Below are 16396 nucleotides of genomic sequence, written 5' to 3' on the forward strand. Positions count from 1 at the left end.
CCGCCGGTGTGTCCTTCGGGCTGTGGGAGCAACCCGAAGGACACACCGGCGGCGCGGGGCGTGTCAGTCCGCGAGTGGATCGAGCGCGAAGTCGTACGTGGCGACCTTGCTTCCGGCGTCGTCGACCTGCGGATCGAGGACGAGTTCCGGCTTCGTCGCCGTCGCGACGTCGTCGTCGAGCCAGTCACCGCCGGCGAAGTACAGCTGGGTGACGATCGGCTGCCGGTCGGGTGCGGTCACCCGCAGGTGCAGGTGCGCCGGGCGCCACGGGTGCCAGCCGGCCGCCTCGATGAACTGGCCGGTGGGCCCGTCCGTCGGGATCTGGTACGGAGCCGGTTCGATGGTGGTGATCGCGTACCGGCCCTCGGCGTCGGCGACGACGGTGCCGCGCAGATTCCACTGCGGCAGGTGCGGGGCGAACTGCGAATAGTAGCCCTCGTCGTCGGCGTGCCAGATCTCGATGCGTGCGCCGTCGAGGCCCCGACCGTCGAGGTCGGTGACCTGCCCGCGCAGGACCAGCGGGGGGTGGACGCGGTCCTCGTCGCGCATCGGGAGGGTGCACAGTGCGGGTAGTTCGGGGGCGCCCGGAACGTAGTACGGCCCCTCGATGCTGCCCTTGGTGCCGCGGAACCGCCGGGAGTTGACGTCCTCGATCTCGTGCTCGACGAACACGTCCAGCAGGAGGGGCCACTCGCCGCCCTCGCCGACGTCGATGAGCCACTGCTTGAGCACGCGGTACTCGTCGTAGGTGACGGCGTGCTTCCGGATCAGCGCACCGAATCCCGCGAGTGCTTCGGTCGCGATGGCGGACAACCGTTCCGGCGAGGTGTCGGCGGTGAAGCGTTCACCCTTGAACTTGTCGGTGGCGGCGTTGCCGGAGGTGACCGCGGTGGGACTTTCGATGGTGGTCATGATGTCTCCCGGGAAGTGTTCAGGCGCGGCGGAAATGGGACACGTCGTCGTTGCCGACGAGGTCGGGCACGGTCCAGCCGTCGAGGTCGTACTCGCTCATGAACTGCTCGGCCAGGCCCTTCATGGAGGACACGTCTCCACGGCCCTCCGCCGCGAAGAGGAGCTCGGCCTTGACGTTCTCGTGGTTGCCGGCGTAGTTGCGCTCGTAGAGTTCGTGGCGGCCACCGAACTCGGAGCCGATCGAATCCCACAGCGCCTTCATCACCTTGACCCGGTCCACCGCGGTGATGCCGTCCGAGCCGCGGACGTACTTGTCCAGATACGGACGCACGTCCGGATTCTTGAAGTCCGCGGCCGAGGACGGCAGGTAGATCAGGCCCGAGGCGACGTCCTGCTCGATGATCTCCTTGATGCGCGGGTAGCCCTGCATCGCGAACATCCGGTAGGTCAGGCCGTACTCGAGCTTGGGGATGACGGTGTCCCCGATCCACGGTTCCGGGTTGTTGACCATCGCGTCGGTCAGCGACCAGAACAGGTTGCGCCAGCCGATGACCTCGCCCACGCGGGTCTGCACGCCGCGGAACCCGCCGGCGCCGGTCGCGTCGAGCGCCTTCATCAGCAGGCCGGCGATGAAGTCGAGCTTGACCGCCAGACGGGTGCAGCCCTGCAGAGTGAAGCGCTGGAGGAATCCGGAGCCGCCGAGGAAATTGTTGATCTTCTCCACGTCGCCGTACATGAAGACGTTCTCCCACGGCACCAGCACCTTGTCGAAGATGAAGATGGCGTCGTTCTCGTCCATGCGCGAGGACAGCGGGTAGTCGAACGGCGAACCGACGACATTGGCGTTCTGCGAGTAGGAGGCCCGCGAGATCAGCTTGATGCCCGGGGCGTCCATCGGCACCGTGCAGATCAGGGCGAATTCCTTCTTCTTGATCGGCAGGCCGTAGTGGGCGATGAAGTTGTAGTTGGTGATCGCCGAGCCGGTGGCGACGACCTTGGCGCCGGAGACGATCAGGCCGGCGTCGGTCTCCTTCTCCACCTTCATGAACACGTCGCCGACCTCGTCGGGCGGCAGCGACCGGTCCACCGGCGGGTTGATGATGGCGTGGTTCCAGTACAGGACCTTCTCCTGCGACTCGCGGTACCAGCGCTTCGCGTTGTCCTGGAACGGCGAGTAGAACTCGTCGTTGGCACCGAGCGTGCCGAGGAAGGAGGCCTTGTAGTCGGGGGACCGGCCCATCCAGCCGTACGTCAGTCGCGCCCAGGTGGCGATGGCGTCGCGGTCGGCTCGCAGGTCGTCCGCGGACTTCGGGGTGCGGAAGAACGGCATGGTCACCCCGCCGTTGCCGGTGTCGGTGGGGGCGGTGAGGGTGCCGACATGCTCGCCGGTGTGCAGCGCGTCGTACAAGCGTGCGGTCATGCGGATGGAGTTGCGGAACGCCGGGTGGTTGGTGAAGTCCTTGACACGCTCACCGTGCAGGTAGATCTCGCGGCCGTCGTCGATCGACGCGATGTACTCGTCGCCGGTCATGGGCCGCGTGGCGAAGTTCTTCTGCTGATTGGCCGGGTGGTCTGCGGCGACGTTCACCTTCGACCGGTCGACGGTGCCGGTAGCGGGGGCTGCTTCGGTGATGGTCATGTTCTTCCCTTCGAGAGAGGCGGGAGTGGGATCAGGAGGCAGCGCGGGCGAGTTGCGCGGGCAGTGGGGTGAATGTGGCTGTGGCGTCGAACCATCCGCTGTGCGGATCGTCGAGGCACCCGTTCCACGCGGTCGAGCCGGATCGGTCCCCGAGGTCGTGGAAGGTGCTGCGGAAGAACAGGAGCGGGTCCTTCTCGGCGTCGACGGAGGCGTCGACGATCTCGCCGACGAAGATGACGTGGTCGCCGCCGTCGTACTCGGCCCACGGTCGGCAGAGCAGGGTGGCCGCGTTGCCGGGGAGGGCGGGTGCGATCCCGGTGTCGTCCCATGCCGGCGCGACGGCCTGCGGCCTACCGGCGAAATGCAGTGCGGTGGAGAGCTGGTCGGCCGCCAGGATGTTCACGGCGAACGGCGCGTCGCTGAGGTAGCCGCACGCCTTCGACGTCCGCGTCAGCGTCACCTGGCACAACCTCGGCTCCAGCGAGACGGCGGTGAAGGCGGTGACCGTGGCCCCGTGCGGGGTGCCCTCGGCGTTGGCGCACGTGACCACCGTGACCCCGCTGGCGAACTGGCCGAAGATGTTGCGAAGTGCTCGCTGGTCCATGGGGAGACCGCCTTTCTGCACGCTGTGCGGTTGCGGGTCGATCCGGAACGAGGACCAACGTATGACCCGGATCACACCCCGTCGATCCGCGTTGCGAAGGGCCGATCCGCATTGCGAAGCGGGCTCGAATCGACCGGACGGCACGTGACCGTCGTCACAGTACGGTGCTAGCGTGGGGAGTTGCCCACACACCGGCACAGCACCAGTTGGGAGGGTTGGAGGGGCGAATGCGAGCACCGGAGAGCCGCAGCTTCACGGACTGGGACGAAGTGCACGATGTGGTGTCCCAGGCGTACTTCCCGCACCAGCTGACGCTTCTCGGCCGTGGGTCCGCAGCCCGCACGTCACTGGAATCCACCCAGCTCGGCGCCTCGCGGCTGGCGAGAATCGGCTTCGGCGTGGACGTGTCGATCCGCTCCGAGCACCCCGGCGCGTACGGCATCAACATTCCCCTGACCGGCCACCTCGTCACCGCGGTCGGCCGCGACGAGGTCGTGTCGGCTCCCGGGCTGGCGACGGTCTGCCCGCCCGACACTCCGACCGTCATCACCCGGTGGAGCAGTTCGTGCGAGATCATCGGGTTCAAGATCGACCGCGACTACGTGCAGCGCGAGATGGACCGCCTGCTCCCCCGCCCCGGCAGGCGGCTGCCCGCGCAGCTGGATCTGCGGTCCGGCGCGGGGGCCGACTGGTTGCGCCTGGTGCGTGCGATCGCCGACGAGTCGCTGCGGGACAACGCCCTGCTGCGCAGCGACCAGGTGGCCGAGCAGCTGTGCCGCGCCGTCACGACAGCACTCGTGCTCGCCGCCGCACCGGACGACGGCGACTGCCCGGTCGGAGCACGACCGCGGACCGTCAAGCGGGTGATGGACGCGATCCAGCAGGATCCGGCGCGTCAATGGACCGCCGTAGACATGGCCGAACTCGTCGGCGTCAGTGTCCGTCGCATCCAGCAGGGGTTCCGCGAGTGCGTCGGCATGACACCGATGGAGTACCTCGCCGACGTCCGGCTCGAGCGTGTCCATGCAGATCTGTCCGTGAGCGAGTGCACCGCAACTGTTTCGGATGTCGCGTATCGCTGGGGAATCATGCACACCGGTCGGTTCGCGGCCGCGTACCGGCGCAAGTACGGGGTGAGCCCGTCCGAGACGCTGCGCGGCAGGACCGCCTGATCTGCAGCGCGACTGCGCACCCGATTTCGCTCGGCATCCACTGCGGCCCCGCAGGGCGTTTGACTTTCGTGTGACCCATACCACATCATGATGTACGCATAGTGAATCGTACGTACGCATTGCGTACATCTTGTGGGTGGTGCCGTCGGCGATCCGGACGGCTCGTGCCGAAGACGAAAGGTGAACGATGACGAAGACTGTTCCGCACTCACGTCTCGGCAGGCGAGCAGCGGCGGCCCTCGCGGCGGGCGCGCTCTGCTTCGCGGTCGCGGCCTGTTCGTCGTCCGAGCCCGCCGGCTCCGCGTCCGTCGCGGCGACCGGTGGCGTCTCCGCCGACGACGCCCCGCACCCCGCGGCCACGCCGGTCGCCGAGGGCGAGATGCGAGTGACGTTGCTGGGCACGGGTAGTCCTGTCCCGAGCACCACCCGCTACGGCATGTCGACCCTGGTTCAGGCGAACGGTCTGAACCTGGTGTTCGACGCCGGTCGCGGCGCGACGGTACGCCTGAACCAGGCGGGCGTTCCACTCGGGCAGATCGACGGCGTGTTCCTCACCCACTTCCATTCCGATCACGTCAACGGCCTGGACGACCTGTGGCTGACCGGGTTCATTCCCGCCTTCGGCGGTCGCGAGGGCACGTTCGACGTGTACGGACCGACGGGCGTGAAGAACATCACCGACGGGCTGGCCCAGACGTTCCGCAACGACATCGACGTCCGCGTCGCGGACGGCGAGGTCGATCGCGCCACCACCACGATCGTCCCGCACGAGTTCGACCGCGACGGAATAGTTTTCGATCGGGACGGGGTGCAGGTCACCATGTTCGAGGTGCGGCACGATCCCGCCGATGCCATCCGTCCGGCGGTGGGGTACCGCGTCGACTACGCCGGGAGGTCGGTCCTGATCAGCGGCGACACCGTGCCGGTGGACAACGTCGTCCGCTACGGCACGGGCGTGGACGTCCTGATCCACGAGGTGGCCGAATTCGAGGATCCCGCGGCCCTGCCGAGCGTCTACGCCCACCACACCAATCCGAGGCAGGCCGGAGAGATCTTCACCGAAACCGCACCGAAGATGGCCGTCTACAGCCACATCGTCAACGGCATCCCCGGCCGCGTACCCGGCGTCACCGACGAGGTCCTGGTCGAGCGTACCCGCGAGACCTACGACGGCCCCCTGACCGTCGGCGCGGACCTGATGAGTTTCACGATCACCGCCGACGACGTCCGCGTCGACTAGGCGGCTCCGCCGCCGGTGTGCCTTTCGGGCTGCCCTGACCGCCCAAAGGACACACCGGCGGCGTCAGCCGAGTCAGGCCAGCGCACGCAGGCGCGGCGCCAGATCACGCTCGAACAACTCCAGAAACCGCCGCTGATCGTGCCCCGGCGCATGGAACACCAGATGATTCAGCCCGGCCTTCACATACGCGGCGACCTGCTCGACCGCCTCGTCCGGATCCGACGCCACGATCCACCGCCTGGCGACCTGCTCGATCGGCAACGCATCCGCCGCCGCCTCCATCTCCACCGGATCGTCGATCGAGTGCTTCTGCTCCGCCGACAGCGACAACGGCGCCCAGAACCGGCAGTTCTCCAACGCCTTCTCCGGATCGGTGTCGTAGGAGATCTTGATCTCGATCATCTTGTCGATCCCGCCGGCGTCCCGCTCGGCCTTGCCCGCGCCCTCCGCCACCGCCGGCAACAACTTCTCGGTGTACAGCTCCATGCCCTTGCCCGAGGTGCAGATGAACCCGTCCCCCGCCCGGCCCGCGTACCGCGCCACCACCGGACCGCCCGCCGCGATGTACACCGGGATCCCGCCGGCGGGCACGTCGTAGATCGACGCCCCCTTCGTGGTGTAGAACTCCCCCTCGAAGTCGACCCGCTCCCCCGTCCACAACGCCCGCATCAACCGCACCGACTCCCGCAGCCGCGCGAACCGCTCCTTGAACTCCGGCCACGCCCCCTCGTAGCCGGTGGCGATCTCGTTGAGCGCCTCCCCCGTGCCGACCCCGAGCATGATCCGCCCCGGATACAGACACCCCATCGTCGCGAACGCCTGCGCGATCACCGCCGGGTTGTACCGGAACGTCGGGGTGAGCACACTCGTGCCCAGCTGCAACCGCGACGTGCGCTCGCCCACCGCGGTCATCCACGCCAACGAGAACGGCGCATGCCCCCCGTTGTGCCGCCACGGCTGGAAATGATCCGACACCGTCGCCGAATCCATCCCCCGCTCCTCGGCGAGCACCGCCAGCTCCACCAGCTCCCGCGGCCCGAACTGCTCCGCCGACGCCTTGTACCCCAACTTCAGACCCTGCGACACCACGAACTCCTACCCGTCTACGTTTCTCAGCCGGTTCGAGTATGGCCCAGCCGACTGTGACAGGCGCGACGTCACGTCTCGAGTTCGGCCGGATGCAGATGCGGCTGCCAGTCGTAGACGACGCTGGTGCGCAGGAGGATGTCCTGCAGAGACCGACGGCGCCGGTCCACCGCCACCCACAACAACCCGAAGCCGAACATCACGCACAGCCAGGCTCGCACCGCGCAACGAATCCACCCGACGAGGTCGCCGTTGCGACTGACCACCCGTAGCCCCATCACCACCGCGCCGAGCGTTCGTCCCGTCGTCGCCCAGCACGCCGTCAGGTACACCACCGCGAGACCGACGAACACGGCGACGGACAGCAGGATCTGTGCGTCCGGGAGGGTGAATTCCTGCGGAGAGAACAGCAGCCGCGCGAACACCACGGCCAGGTAGACCCCTCCCATCATGGTGAGCACCACTCCGAGGTCGACGGCGGCTGCGATACCCCGCGTGACGATCCCGGCCGGCCGGTGCTGCTCCCCGCCGGTCACGCGGGTGCTTCCGGGGATTCCGGCACGCGTCCGAACAACCGCCCGACGAACCCGGACACCGCGTCGTCGGCGTGCATCCCTTGGTTCCGGACGCCGCGGACCGCCTCGGTGGACATGGACCCGGTCGACTCCCGGATGATGCTCGGCAGGTCGACCCCCTCGATCACCGAGTTCGCCAGGCCGACGAGGTCGACCCGCCCGATGATCGCGTCCACGTCGATCTTCGCCGCAAGTGCGTCCAGGTCCACGCGGTCGATGATCGCGTCCACGTCGATCTTCGCCGCGAGCGCGTCGAGATCCACCCGGTCGACGATCGCCGCCACGTCCACTCGTTCGGCGACCGCGTCGATGTCGACGCGGGCCAGGATCGGTGCGATCGCGACTCGTGCCGCGACGGCGTCGATGTCGACCCGATCGAGGATCCGTTCGATGTCGATCCCCTCGGCGAGCGTGTCGAGGTCCACGTGGTCCCGCACGACGGCGGTGATATCCACGACGTCCAGGGCCGCGTCCACGACCCTGCGCACCACGGTGTGCAGCACCCGGTCCGCGATCTCGTCCCCGGCGCGCAGGGTCTCGGCGCCGCGCGACTCGAGGGCGACGAGCGCCGGGTCCACACCCGGTAGCCGGCGTGCCGCGTCGACGCCGAACAGGAGCATGCGACGAATCCCGTCGCCCACGGTTGCCGCGGCACCCACCGCCACGCGCACCGGGTCGAGGGTGGACCTGCCGTTCATACCGATATCAAAGCCCTCCGGCGCCCGAAATGCACGTAGTTCACGATCGGCTGAGGGCCGCCGGCGTTCACGCGGATCGGTCCAGGCTCCGAGCGGTCCGGAGCGACGCCGGGGCGAATTCGACGGTGACGGACCGGGCGCCGGAGTACGCGAGGAGTGCCTGCACCGCCTCGGTGTACCGGCTCCGAGGGTCCGGGATCCGCCGGACGACATCCGGTACCGGAACAACGGGCGCCTCCGACACGGGCAACAGGATCTCCGCGTCGAGCCGGCTGCGGCTCCCCTCGATCAGCAACCCTTCGGCGACCACGCGGCGCACCGGCACATCGTGCCTCCGCCGGACGTCGCCCACCACCAGCGCCACGTACTCGTCGTCGTCCACGACGACGGTGATCAGACGCCCGCGCCGGGTCCCGACCGTCAGCGGCACGTCCGAGACGAACTCGGCGCCGCCCGCCGGCGTCCCGGGAACCGGGCATCTGTTGGTGTGCAGGATCATTCGTCTGCGGTTCCAGCTGAAGAACGGCTCGTCCACGACTCTCGTTCCTCCTTCGCGCTGTCGACGAGATGTGCTGTCTCCATCTTCGGCAGGAAGAGCGGTCGCGAACTGTCCCACATCCGGACAGGGGGTCGCACCGTGCGGCGGCAGGTTCGGTGACCCGCGGGGGCCTACTCGCCGGTGAAACCGAACAGGGTCAGTTTCCGGTACAGCGACGACCGGGAGATTCCCAGGGCGCGGGCGGCGTGCACCCGGTTGCCACCGGTTTCCCGCAGGACCTTGGCGATGAGATCCCGTTCGGCGGACTCGACCGCGTTGAGCTGGCGACGCGGACCGTGCCGGCACCATTCGGGTAGGTCCTCGACGGTGATGGCACCGGCAGGCCGGTGCGCGACGGCGCAGCGCAACGCCGCTTCGAGCTCGTGGATGTTACGCGGCCACGGATAGCGTGTCAGCACCCGCATGGCGTCGGGAGCGACGGTGCGGCTCTGCGATCCGGTGATCTTGCGGAGGACCTGGGCCGCGACTCCTGCGATGTCGTCGGTGCGGTGTCGCAGGGCGGGCACGTGCACCGTCCGGTCGAGGGCCGCGAGCAGCGGGGCGAGGGCCTCGGACGGCGGCTCCTCGGACTCCTCCATGGTGGCCACGACGAAGACGTGCTCGGCGACGGGTTCCGCCAGGGTCTCGGCCAGGGTGGCCGTGAGCGGGCCGGGCATCGCCTGGATGTTGCGCAGCACGTACAGGGTGGGGTTGGCGGAGGGCACCGTGAGTCCGGACAGATCGGTCTCGCTACCGTCCACGAGGATGCTCAGTCCCCCGCCGTACAGGGAATGGAAGATCTCGGACGCGAGAGAGGCCTTCCCGGTGCCCGGTTCGCCGGTGAGGAGCAACTTCGCCCCGGCGGACAGGGCCTCCTCGATCTCGTTGCAGGCGCGCATCCACAGCGCGGAGGAACCGCTCGAGCGGAGACGATCCGTGCCGGCCGCGGCCAGTCCGACCCGCCCGGAGTGCATGCGGTGTTCGCGAACGCGGTTCGGAACGGGCGGAAGCGGTGCCGCGGCCGCGGCCGCTTCGGAGACCTCGACGAGGTATCCGGCGGTGTCCTCGCCCGCCAGGATCCGGGTGGCCCGGACCCGGACGGACAGGCCGGTGCTCAGCTCGAGCAGTTCGTCGATTCGCGCGCGGTGCCCGATGACGTAGTCGACGTGCTCACCGACCCGGCGCTGGTCCTCCGGCGCGAGGAGGGTGTGGGCGAGCGGATTCGCGAGCGACATCGCGCTCCCGATCGCCATGAGGGCCGCGCCGCCGCGGGCGTCGGCGCGCACGAACGCGTCGAACAGCGCGTGCTGGCGGGCGCTGCGGTCGCGGAACAGATTCTGTTCGATCTCCGCTGCCGCGGTCCGCACGACGGTCGTCAGCAGCGGCGACGAATGCTCGGTGAGGCAGCTGATGTCGATGACGCCGGCGACCCGTCCGCTGAACGGGTCCCGGATCGGCGCGCCGGAGCAGGCGAACGGCTGGAACCGTTCGTGGAAGTGCTCGGCGCCCTCGATCTGCACGGCACGCCCGGATTCGAGCACCGTGCCGACACCGTTCGTGCCGATCTGGCCCTCGTTGTAGTCGAAGCCCGGTGCGAGCGAGACGTGGTCGAGCAGCCGTCCGATGGCCCGGGCACCGTCGAGTCGCATCAGCACCTGCGCCTTGGCGTCGGTCAGGGCGATGCTCACCGGGACGTCGACGGTCTCCTCCGCGAGCCGGTCCAGAACCGGCAGCGAGCACTGGACCAGGCGGGAGGTCCGGTCGACCTCACCCGCAAACCGGACCTCCCCACCGGACGGTCGCACGCCCGCCGCGGCGGAGCGTCGCCACGACGCCGACACGACGGAGGAGACCAGCGAATCGTCCGGTTCGCCGGAGTCGAGGAATCCGGCCCGGGCCACCGCCACCCGCAGCCGTCGGTCCGCGCTCTTCACCGGCCGCCCCGCCCCGGTGTGGTCGTGATGCATGTCACGCCTCCAGGGTAGCGTCCGCCCTCCGGCCGGTGCCGCTCCCTGCGGCACCGGCGTGCAGGTCGTCCACGATCAGGCACCGGGAACGTCGAGTGCGGCCAGCCGGGCGAGCACCGTCTCCGGGACCGCGTCCGCCGGCAGGTGCGCGAGCCGGAAAACGCCGTGCGCGTCCGGGACTGCGGCGTCCTCGGCGAGCCAGTAGTCGGAGCCGAGGACGTCACCCTCGTGCTCGCCGATCGAGACGGTGTCCTCGCCGCGCAGTCCGATCTCCCACCGGTAGTGCGCGGCCACGTTCGTCACGGGCACGTACGACTGCGGATCGACCGGCGGCAACGCGGCGGCGTCCGCCGCGATCCGCTCGTCGAGCAGGACCGCTGCGACCGGCACCTCGGCGAATCCGCGCAGCCAGTCCGCGACGTACATGGCCGCGGCCTCGACACGGTCCGCGTCCAGATCCGCGGCGTCTCCGGGATGGGTCGCCGCCAGCCAGGCCCGCGGTGAGGGGATCTGCAGCAGCAGCGGCAGCCGGGTGGTGCCGGCCACCGTGGCGGCGAGCGTGGTCACGGCCCGGGTGGTCGCGGCGTCCGCGAGCAGCGCCCGCAACGCGTACCCGGTCCGGGACCGTGCGGACATCGCCTCGCCCAGACGGGGGTCGCCCGCCGCGATGCGGTAGAACTCACCGAGATCGAGCAGCGTGACGTCCGGACGCAGCAGCCCGTGCGCCTGGTTGAGGAAGTTCGACAGTGCGGTGGGATCGGCCCAGGGCACCGGGTTGCCGCGGAGCAGGATCCGGCGGCTGTAGTCGAGATGGTCGACGACGAGGGGAACCCGGCGCCCGGAGACCGGCGCGTCGAGCACGGCGGGAAACGAGATGGTCATGACTGTGACTCCAGGGAATGGGTGCCCGCACGGTGAGGGGAGCACACGTGCGGGCACCCGGTTCGGGGTGGATCCGGTGACCGAAGCGGGCCGGATCGGTTTCAGGACTTGCGGTGGACGATCTCGCCGTGCTTCGCCTCGAGTTCCTTCACCCGGGCCGCGAGTTCGGCGATCTTCAACTCCCGGCGGTCGGGCATCATGATGATCGGCATCTTGTCGATCGTCGTGGTGACCCGCTCGGCGCCGTGGACGGTGAAGTGGGTGGCCGTCAGTTCCTCGGTGTCGCCCCAGGACCCGTAGTACAGCAGGTCCTGCGGCGGCTCCGGCGTCACGAACTTCTCGACGAACTCCCCGTAGGGCACACCGCGCGAGAGCCGGTCGCGTCGCATCGAGGCACGCAGCGCCTCCGTGGCGTCGACGTCCACGACGAAGGTGTCCGGTGCGTACACGACACCGTAGATGTCGTGCGCCACCTTCGCGGAGATCCGGTCGATCTCGAGATCGGCAACCACGTCCTCCGGGGCGCGTTCGAGCGGATCTCCGTAGCCTCCGCCCGTGCCCTGCGAAATCATGTACAGCTCACCGTCCTTGGCGACGTCGAACTGCAGGCCCATGTGGCTGGTGCTGTACTCGGCGCCCTCGAAGGGCTGTTCGTTCATCACCTTCTCGATCGACAGGTCGAACCGTTCCGGGTTGCGGCGCAGTTCGTCGTAGACGTTGACGCCCTTGACCGTCGCGAGCGGGTAGGTGTTGCAGCCGTACCCGCCGAACTGCCCGCTGATGGAGGAGAACTTCGCGCCGGAGGTCACCGTCATGAAGCCCCACAGCGGGGTGCCCTCGGCCGCGACGATCATCTCGTAGCCCATACCGCCGCGGTACTTGCCGAACCCCTGGTTGTCACGGACGATCCGCTTGCTCACCAGCTGCATGAAGGGCACCTCCTCCTCCATGACCTCCTGCTCGGCCGTATCGGCCATCGCGCAGAAGAGCGGGGAGACCGCGTCCTCGCCGTCGCGGAACGCCTTGGCGCCGCCGCCCATTCCGTTCAGGTCGGCGCACAGGTTGCCGACCTGGTCGCCGTGCTGGGTGACCCCACCCCACAGGAAGGTGTTGATCTGGTTGAACCAGGGCGCGATGACGTTGGAGAACTTCTCCGGGTTGGAGAACTGCAGCTTGGCCCAGGGGTTCTGGAGCGCCGAGAAGCCGCGGAAGGAGGCCTGCAGCGATTGGCCCATGGGGGCGTCGTAGCCGGCGTCGGACCACGTGTGCTCGTCGGAGATGATCTCGATAGGGCTCATCGCGGAGGTGCAGCGCGGCAGGTCCGGCCACCAGAACGCGAGGATCGCCTGCATCATCATCGATTTGACCGAGCACAGCGGCGAATTGATGGCCCGGTTCAGGATCTCCGGTCCGCTGCCGCGCAGGTCGATGGTCATCTTCTCGCCCTTCACCGTGATGGAGCAGGCGAGCTTGATGAGGATGTTCTCCTTGAGGGTGGAGTCCATGAACTGGTTGAACCGGACCGTGCCGTCGGGCAGTTCCCGGATACGCCGGCGCACCTCGGCTTCGACGTCCTCGACGGTGATCCGCAGCGCCGCGACGAACGTCTCCACGCCGACCTCGTCGATGATCTTGTCGACGCGTTCCTGGATGCGCTGGACCGCACCGATCTTCACTTTCAGGTCCGCCAGCTGGAGCTTCGGGTCTCGGACCGAGTGCTGCAGGAAGGTGAGCAGGTCGCGGCGCAACTCGCCGCGCTCGACGATCTTGAACGGGCTCATCCGCAGTCCGTCGTCGAACGGGGTCTCCGAACCGGAGGGCATGCCGCCCGGTTCGCAGGCGCCGTTCTCGCCCTCGTGGATCGTGGCGGCAACCCACGCGATGATGCGGTCGTCCCGGATGATCGGCATGATCATCGACTGGTCGGTGTTGTGGACGTTGCCGAAGCGGGCGTCGTTGTGGATGAACCCGTCGCCGGGATGAATTCCGACGGTCGGCTCGTCCTTCCAGTACTTCATGATGTACCGGATCGGGTGGTGCAGGATCGCGGAGAACGCGATCACGCCGTGGCAGGACAGGTAGGTGACGTCCCCGGCCGCGGTGTAGATGGCCGTGGTGAGGTCGCCCCACTTGGCGCCCGGGGCAGCGCCCATCGCCTCACACATCTCGAAGCCCTCGTCGAGGGCGCCGGCGAGGCGCTTGCGGATGCGGTCCACCTGGAGGGGGTCGACGCCGTCGGCGAGGCACTGCTGTTCGAACTCGCTGCGGGAGGTGATGTGGTGCGAACGCATGATGTCGCGGTCCGGGCCGAGGAACAGCGTCGTCTCGTCCATGAAATCGTCGACCCACTGCTGTTCCTGCTCGTTCAGCGAGGCCGTCAGGCGCTGCTGCGCAGCGGTTGCGAGGCGCTGCTCCGCAGCGGTTGCGAGGTCGTCGTGAAGTGCGGTCATGGCTGTGTCTCCTGTGCTTTCTGCGCTAGTCCTTGAGGAACCAGACGGCGCCCTGTGGTGAGGGTTCGAGGCGCCAGCCGGGCTCGACGAGGTAGGTCGTGTTCTCGGTAGTGACGATCGCCGGACCGGGAATCACGTGGTGGTGACTCAGCGCGTCGGCGTCGTAGATCGCGGTGGTGATCACCCGGGGATGCGCGACGAAATGGACGTCGCGGTGCCCGACCGGTGCCGGCAGCGTCCGTTCCCCGTCGTGATGCAGGGAATCGAACTCGACGGTCTCACCATTGACGTAGGACGCGACGCGGATGGTCTGGACGCGGATGCCGGCCTCGGGTGCTGCCGACCCCTCGCCGTAGCGCTTGGAGTAGATGTCGGAGAACGTGCGGATCAGGTGGAGCACGTCCCCGACGCCGTGGATCCGGTTGATGTCGAACGCCACTGCGGTCGTCACGAGCTGGTTGCCGTAGCGCAGATCCATCTCGAGGCGGTGCTCGATCGCGCCGTCGCCGACGCCCTGACGGCGCAGATCCTCCGCGCCCCGGGCCTCGAGCGCCGCGACGATCTCGTTGAACTCGTCGTAGCTGTCGTAGAGCCCCCGGGTGGTGGCGTTGTAGAGCACCACGTGGACGCCGCGTTCGTGGATGTGCAGCTGCTTCATGTTGCCGGCACCGCAGGCGGAGAACACGGAGGAGAACGGCGGGGCGAGGATCTTGCGGATGCCGGCCTGGTCGGCGATCCCGCACGCGTGCAGCGGGCCGTTGCCGCCGTAGGCGAGCATCGTGAAGTCCTCCGGCAGGTAGCCGCGCACCCGCAGCTCCTTGGCGATGCCGATCGCCATCTGCTCGTCGACCGATCGCTTGATGACCTTGGCGACGTCGATGACGTCGAGGTCGAGCTCGTCGCACAGTTGTTCCTCGACGGCGAACACCGCCCGCTTGCGGTTGAGCTTGATGAAACCGTTGGCGTAGTTGTCCGGGTCCAGGTAGCCGAGCAGCAGGTCGGCGTCGGTCACCGTGGGGCGCAGCCCGCCGCGGTCGTAGCAGGCCGGACCGGGGTCCGAACCGGCGGACTCGGGCCCGAGCCGGACCGAGTGGTGGATCCGGTCGTAGCTCGCGATGGATCCACCTCCGGCACCGAGGGTTTCGAGGTGGATCATCGGGACCGAGACCAGCCAGCGGTCGATCGTGGGCTGGAAGTCGTAGTGCTTGACGCCACCCGCCGGCACCAGGCCGATGTCGAAGGACGTGCCGCCCATGTCGGTGGTGATGATGTTGCCGATCCCCGAGGACTCCGACAGATGCTCGGCGGCACTGACACCCGCGACGGGACCGGAGTGGATGGTCTGCAGGGCATCGGTCGAGTTCATCTGGGCCATGCCACCGGAGTTGTGGATGATGAGCATCGGCTTGTCGTAGCCCGAGTCCCGCAGGTTGTTCGCGAGCTGGCTCATGGCGTGGAACATGATGCCGTGCAGGAAGCCGTCGACGATGGTGGACGTCGCGCGGACGTATTCGCCCTTGCGTCCGGAGACCTGATGGCCGAGCAGGACCGGGATCGCGCCGAGCTGATGCTCCGGATACTCCTCCTGGATGATCTCCATGATCCGCAGCTCGTGGGCAGGATTCTCGGTGGCGTTCACCAGCGACACCACGAGCGCCTGCGCGCCGGCGTCGACGAGCTCGCGCACCATCTCGCGCACGTTCCGCTCGACGAGCGGGACGACGATCTCGCCGGCGGAATTGACCCGCTCCTGGACCGACCGGATCAGGCTGCGGTGGACCAGCGGCTCGGGGCGCTCCGCAGCCGGAAGGTTCTGCTGCATCGACGGATCGAGTCCCTCACCGTAGCCCCGTCCGCGGGAGAGCGGGATGGTGTCCTCGAAACCGTGCGTGACGATGGCACCGACGCGCGGACCCTTGCGTTCGATGAGGGCGTTGGTGCCGAGAGTGGTGGCGTAGCGGACCGAATCCACCTGGGACAGCACGTCGTCCCGGTCCAGATCGGCGCGGCGGCAGGCGAGGTCGAGGGCCTCGTTGAAGCCCTGGGCCAGGTTGTGGTGAGTGGTGAGGGCCTTGGCCTCGACGTACTTGTCGTCCCAGGCGAAGAAGCAGTCGGTGAAGGTGCCGCCGATGTCGACGGAGATTCGTTTCATGGTGACGGTGTTCCTTGCGGGTCGCGGTGACTAGTGGTGGTTGTGGCGCCGGCCTTCGAACTCGCCCTCGGCGTCCTGGCCGGGGCCGTACGTGACGACCTGGCCGGGATCGGTGCCGCGTTCGAGCCACTGGGCGCGCAAGGCGTCGACGTCCCATTCCATGTCGACGGTCGGGGGATGTCCGGGCGGGATGTACTCGGTCTCGATCTGGGTGCCGCAGCCGGGGCAGTAGTACTCGAGGATGCGGCAGTAGTTCGGGTCCGGTGAGAAGGTGAACTCGTAGCGGTCGGGATCGATGATGGGCTGGTGGATCTCGCGCGGGTCGCGGTCGTAGACCAGGGTGCCTTCCTTGTAATTGCCGCGGGCGCTGCCGAGTTCGTGCCGGCACTCCCGGCACACCCACAGTTCGGTCTCGAGGTCGATGACCAGGTATTCGGTCATGGGAATCTGCATGTCGTGCGTCCTTCGAACGGTCGAACAG

At 68.3% G+C, this 16396-nt stretch carries 14 protein-coding genes; 2 read left to right on the forward strand and 12 right to left on the reverse strand.

Annotated elements, in window-relative coordinates:
• Positions 1-63: 63 nt before the first annotated feature.
• The 3 genes from catA to AC2IPW_RS18985 are packed head-to-tail and all read right to left on the reverse strand — an operon-like array spanning position 64 to position 3155.
• Positions 64-912 carry a catechol 1,2-dioxygenase gene (gene catA, locus AC2IPW_RS18975; protein WP_486375378.1) on the reverse strand — a complete coding sequence of 283 codons (849 nt, stop codon included), beginning with the start codon at positions 910-912 and terminating at the stop codon, positions 64-66.
• Between the two features lie 19 nt (positions 913-931).
• Entirely contained in the window at positions 932-2551 is a 1620-nt protein-coding gene (locus AC2IPW_RS18980) for a 4-hydroxyphenylacetate 3-hydroxylase family protein (protein ID WP_416061611.1), read from the reverse strand.
• A gap of 31 nt (positions 2552-2582) precedes the next feature.
• The gene (locus tag AC2IPW_RS18985) at positions 2583-3155 is read right to left on the reverse strand and encodes a flavin reductase family protein (RefSeq protein WP_040783036.1); all 573 of its coding nucleotides are present in this window, start codon (positions 3153-3155) and stop codon (positions 2583-2585) included.
• 227 nt (positions 3156-3382) lie between these two features.
• Here AC2IPW_RS18985 and AC2IPW_RS18990 point away from each other — a divergent pair, with 227 nt between their 5' ends.
• Positions 3383-4327: an AraC family transcriptional regulator gene (locus tag AC2IPW_RS18990; protein ID WP_416061613.1), complete on the forward strand. Its 945-nt coding sequence runs from the start codon at positions 3383-3385 to the stop codon at positions 4325-4327.
• A gap of 187 nt (positions 4328-4514) precedes the next feature.
• On the forward strand, positions 4515-5567 hold the full coding sequence (locus AC2IPW_RS18995; RefSeq protein ID WP_486375379.1) for an MBL fold metallo-hydrolase: 1053 nt from the start codon (positions 4515-4517) through the stop codon (positions 5565-5567).
• 72 nt (positions 5568-5639) lie between these two features.
• Here AC2IPW_RS18995 and fgd read toward each other — a convergent pair whose 3' ends face one another.
• From fgd to AC2IPW_RS19040, 9 genes are all read right to left on the reverse strand, one after another.
• Entirely contained in the window at positions 5640-6653 is a 1014-nt protein-coding gene (gene fgd / locus AC2IPW_RS19000) for a glucose-6-phosphate dehydrogenase (coenzyme-F420) (protein WP_486375380.1), read from the reverse strand.
• A 71-nt stretch (positions 6654-6724) separates the two neighbouring features.
• Positions 6725-7189, reverse strand: coding sequence for an RDD family protein (locus AC2IPW_RS19005; protein ID WP_268965943.1), 465 nt, complete (start codon positions 7187-7189; stop codon positions 6725-6727).
• The gene (locus AC2IPW_RS19010; protein WP_308071985.1) at positions 7186-7926 is read right to left on the reverse strand and encodes a hypothetical protein; all 741 of its coding nucleotides are present in this window, start codon (positions 7924-7926) and stop codon (positions 7186-7188) included. The genes AC2IPW_RS19005 and AC2IPW_RS19010 overlap by 4 nt, the downstream gene beginning before the upstream one ends.
• Positions 7927-7993: 67 nt before the next feature.
• Positions 7994-8461 carry a hypothetical protein gene (locus tag AC2IPW_RS19015; RefSeq protein WP_308071986.1) on the reverse strand — a complete coding sequence of 156 codons (468 nt, stop codon included), beginning with the start codon at positions 8459-8461 and terminating at the stop codon, positions 7994-7996.
• Positions 8462-8595: 134 nt separating this feature from the next.
• The gene (locus AC2IPW_RS19020) at positions 8596-10431 is read right to left on the reverse strand and encodes a sigma-54-dependent Fis family transcriptional regulator (protein WP_486375381.1); all 1836 of its coding nucleotides are present in this window, start codon (positions 10429-10431) and stop codon (positions 8596-8598) included.
• Positions 10432-10506: 75 nt separating this feature from the next.
• Positions 10507-11313, reverse strand: a complete 807-nt coding sequence (locus AC2IPW_RS19025; RefSeq protein WP_486375382.1) for a hypothetical protein — start codon at positions 11311-11313, stop codon at positions 10507-10509.
• A gap of 101 nt (positions 11314-11414) precedes the next feature.
• Positions 11415-13763 (reverse strand): hydantoinase B/oxoprolinase family protein, encoded by a 2349-nt coding sequence (locus AC2IPW_RS19030; protein WP_486375383.1) that lies wholly within the window; start codon positions 13761-13763, stop codon positions 11415-11417.
• A 25-nt stretch (positions 13764-13788) separates the two neighbouring features.
• Positions 13789-15915 carry a hydantoinase/oxoprolinase family protein gene (locus AC2IPW_RS19035; RefSeq protein WP_486375384.1) on the reverse strand — a complete coding sequence of 709 codons (2127 nt, stop codon included), beginning with the start codon at positions 15913-15915 and terminating at the stop codon, positions 13789-13791.
• A 30-nt stretch (positions 15916-15945) separates the two neighbouring features.
• Positions 15946-16368 (reverse strand): acetone carboxylase subunit gamma, encoded by a 423-nt coding sequence (locus tag AC2IPW_RS19040; RefSeq protein WP_486375385.1) that lies wholly within the window; start codon positions 16366-16368, stop codon positions 15946-15948.
• Positions 16369-16396: the final 28 nt, after the last annotated feature.

The sequence above is a fragment of the Rhodococcus sp. NS-SX18 genome, from assembly GCF_057367935.1.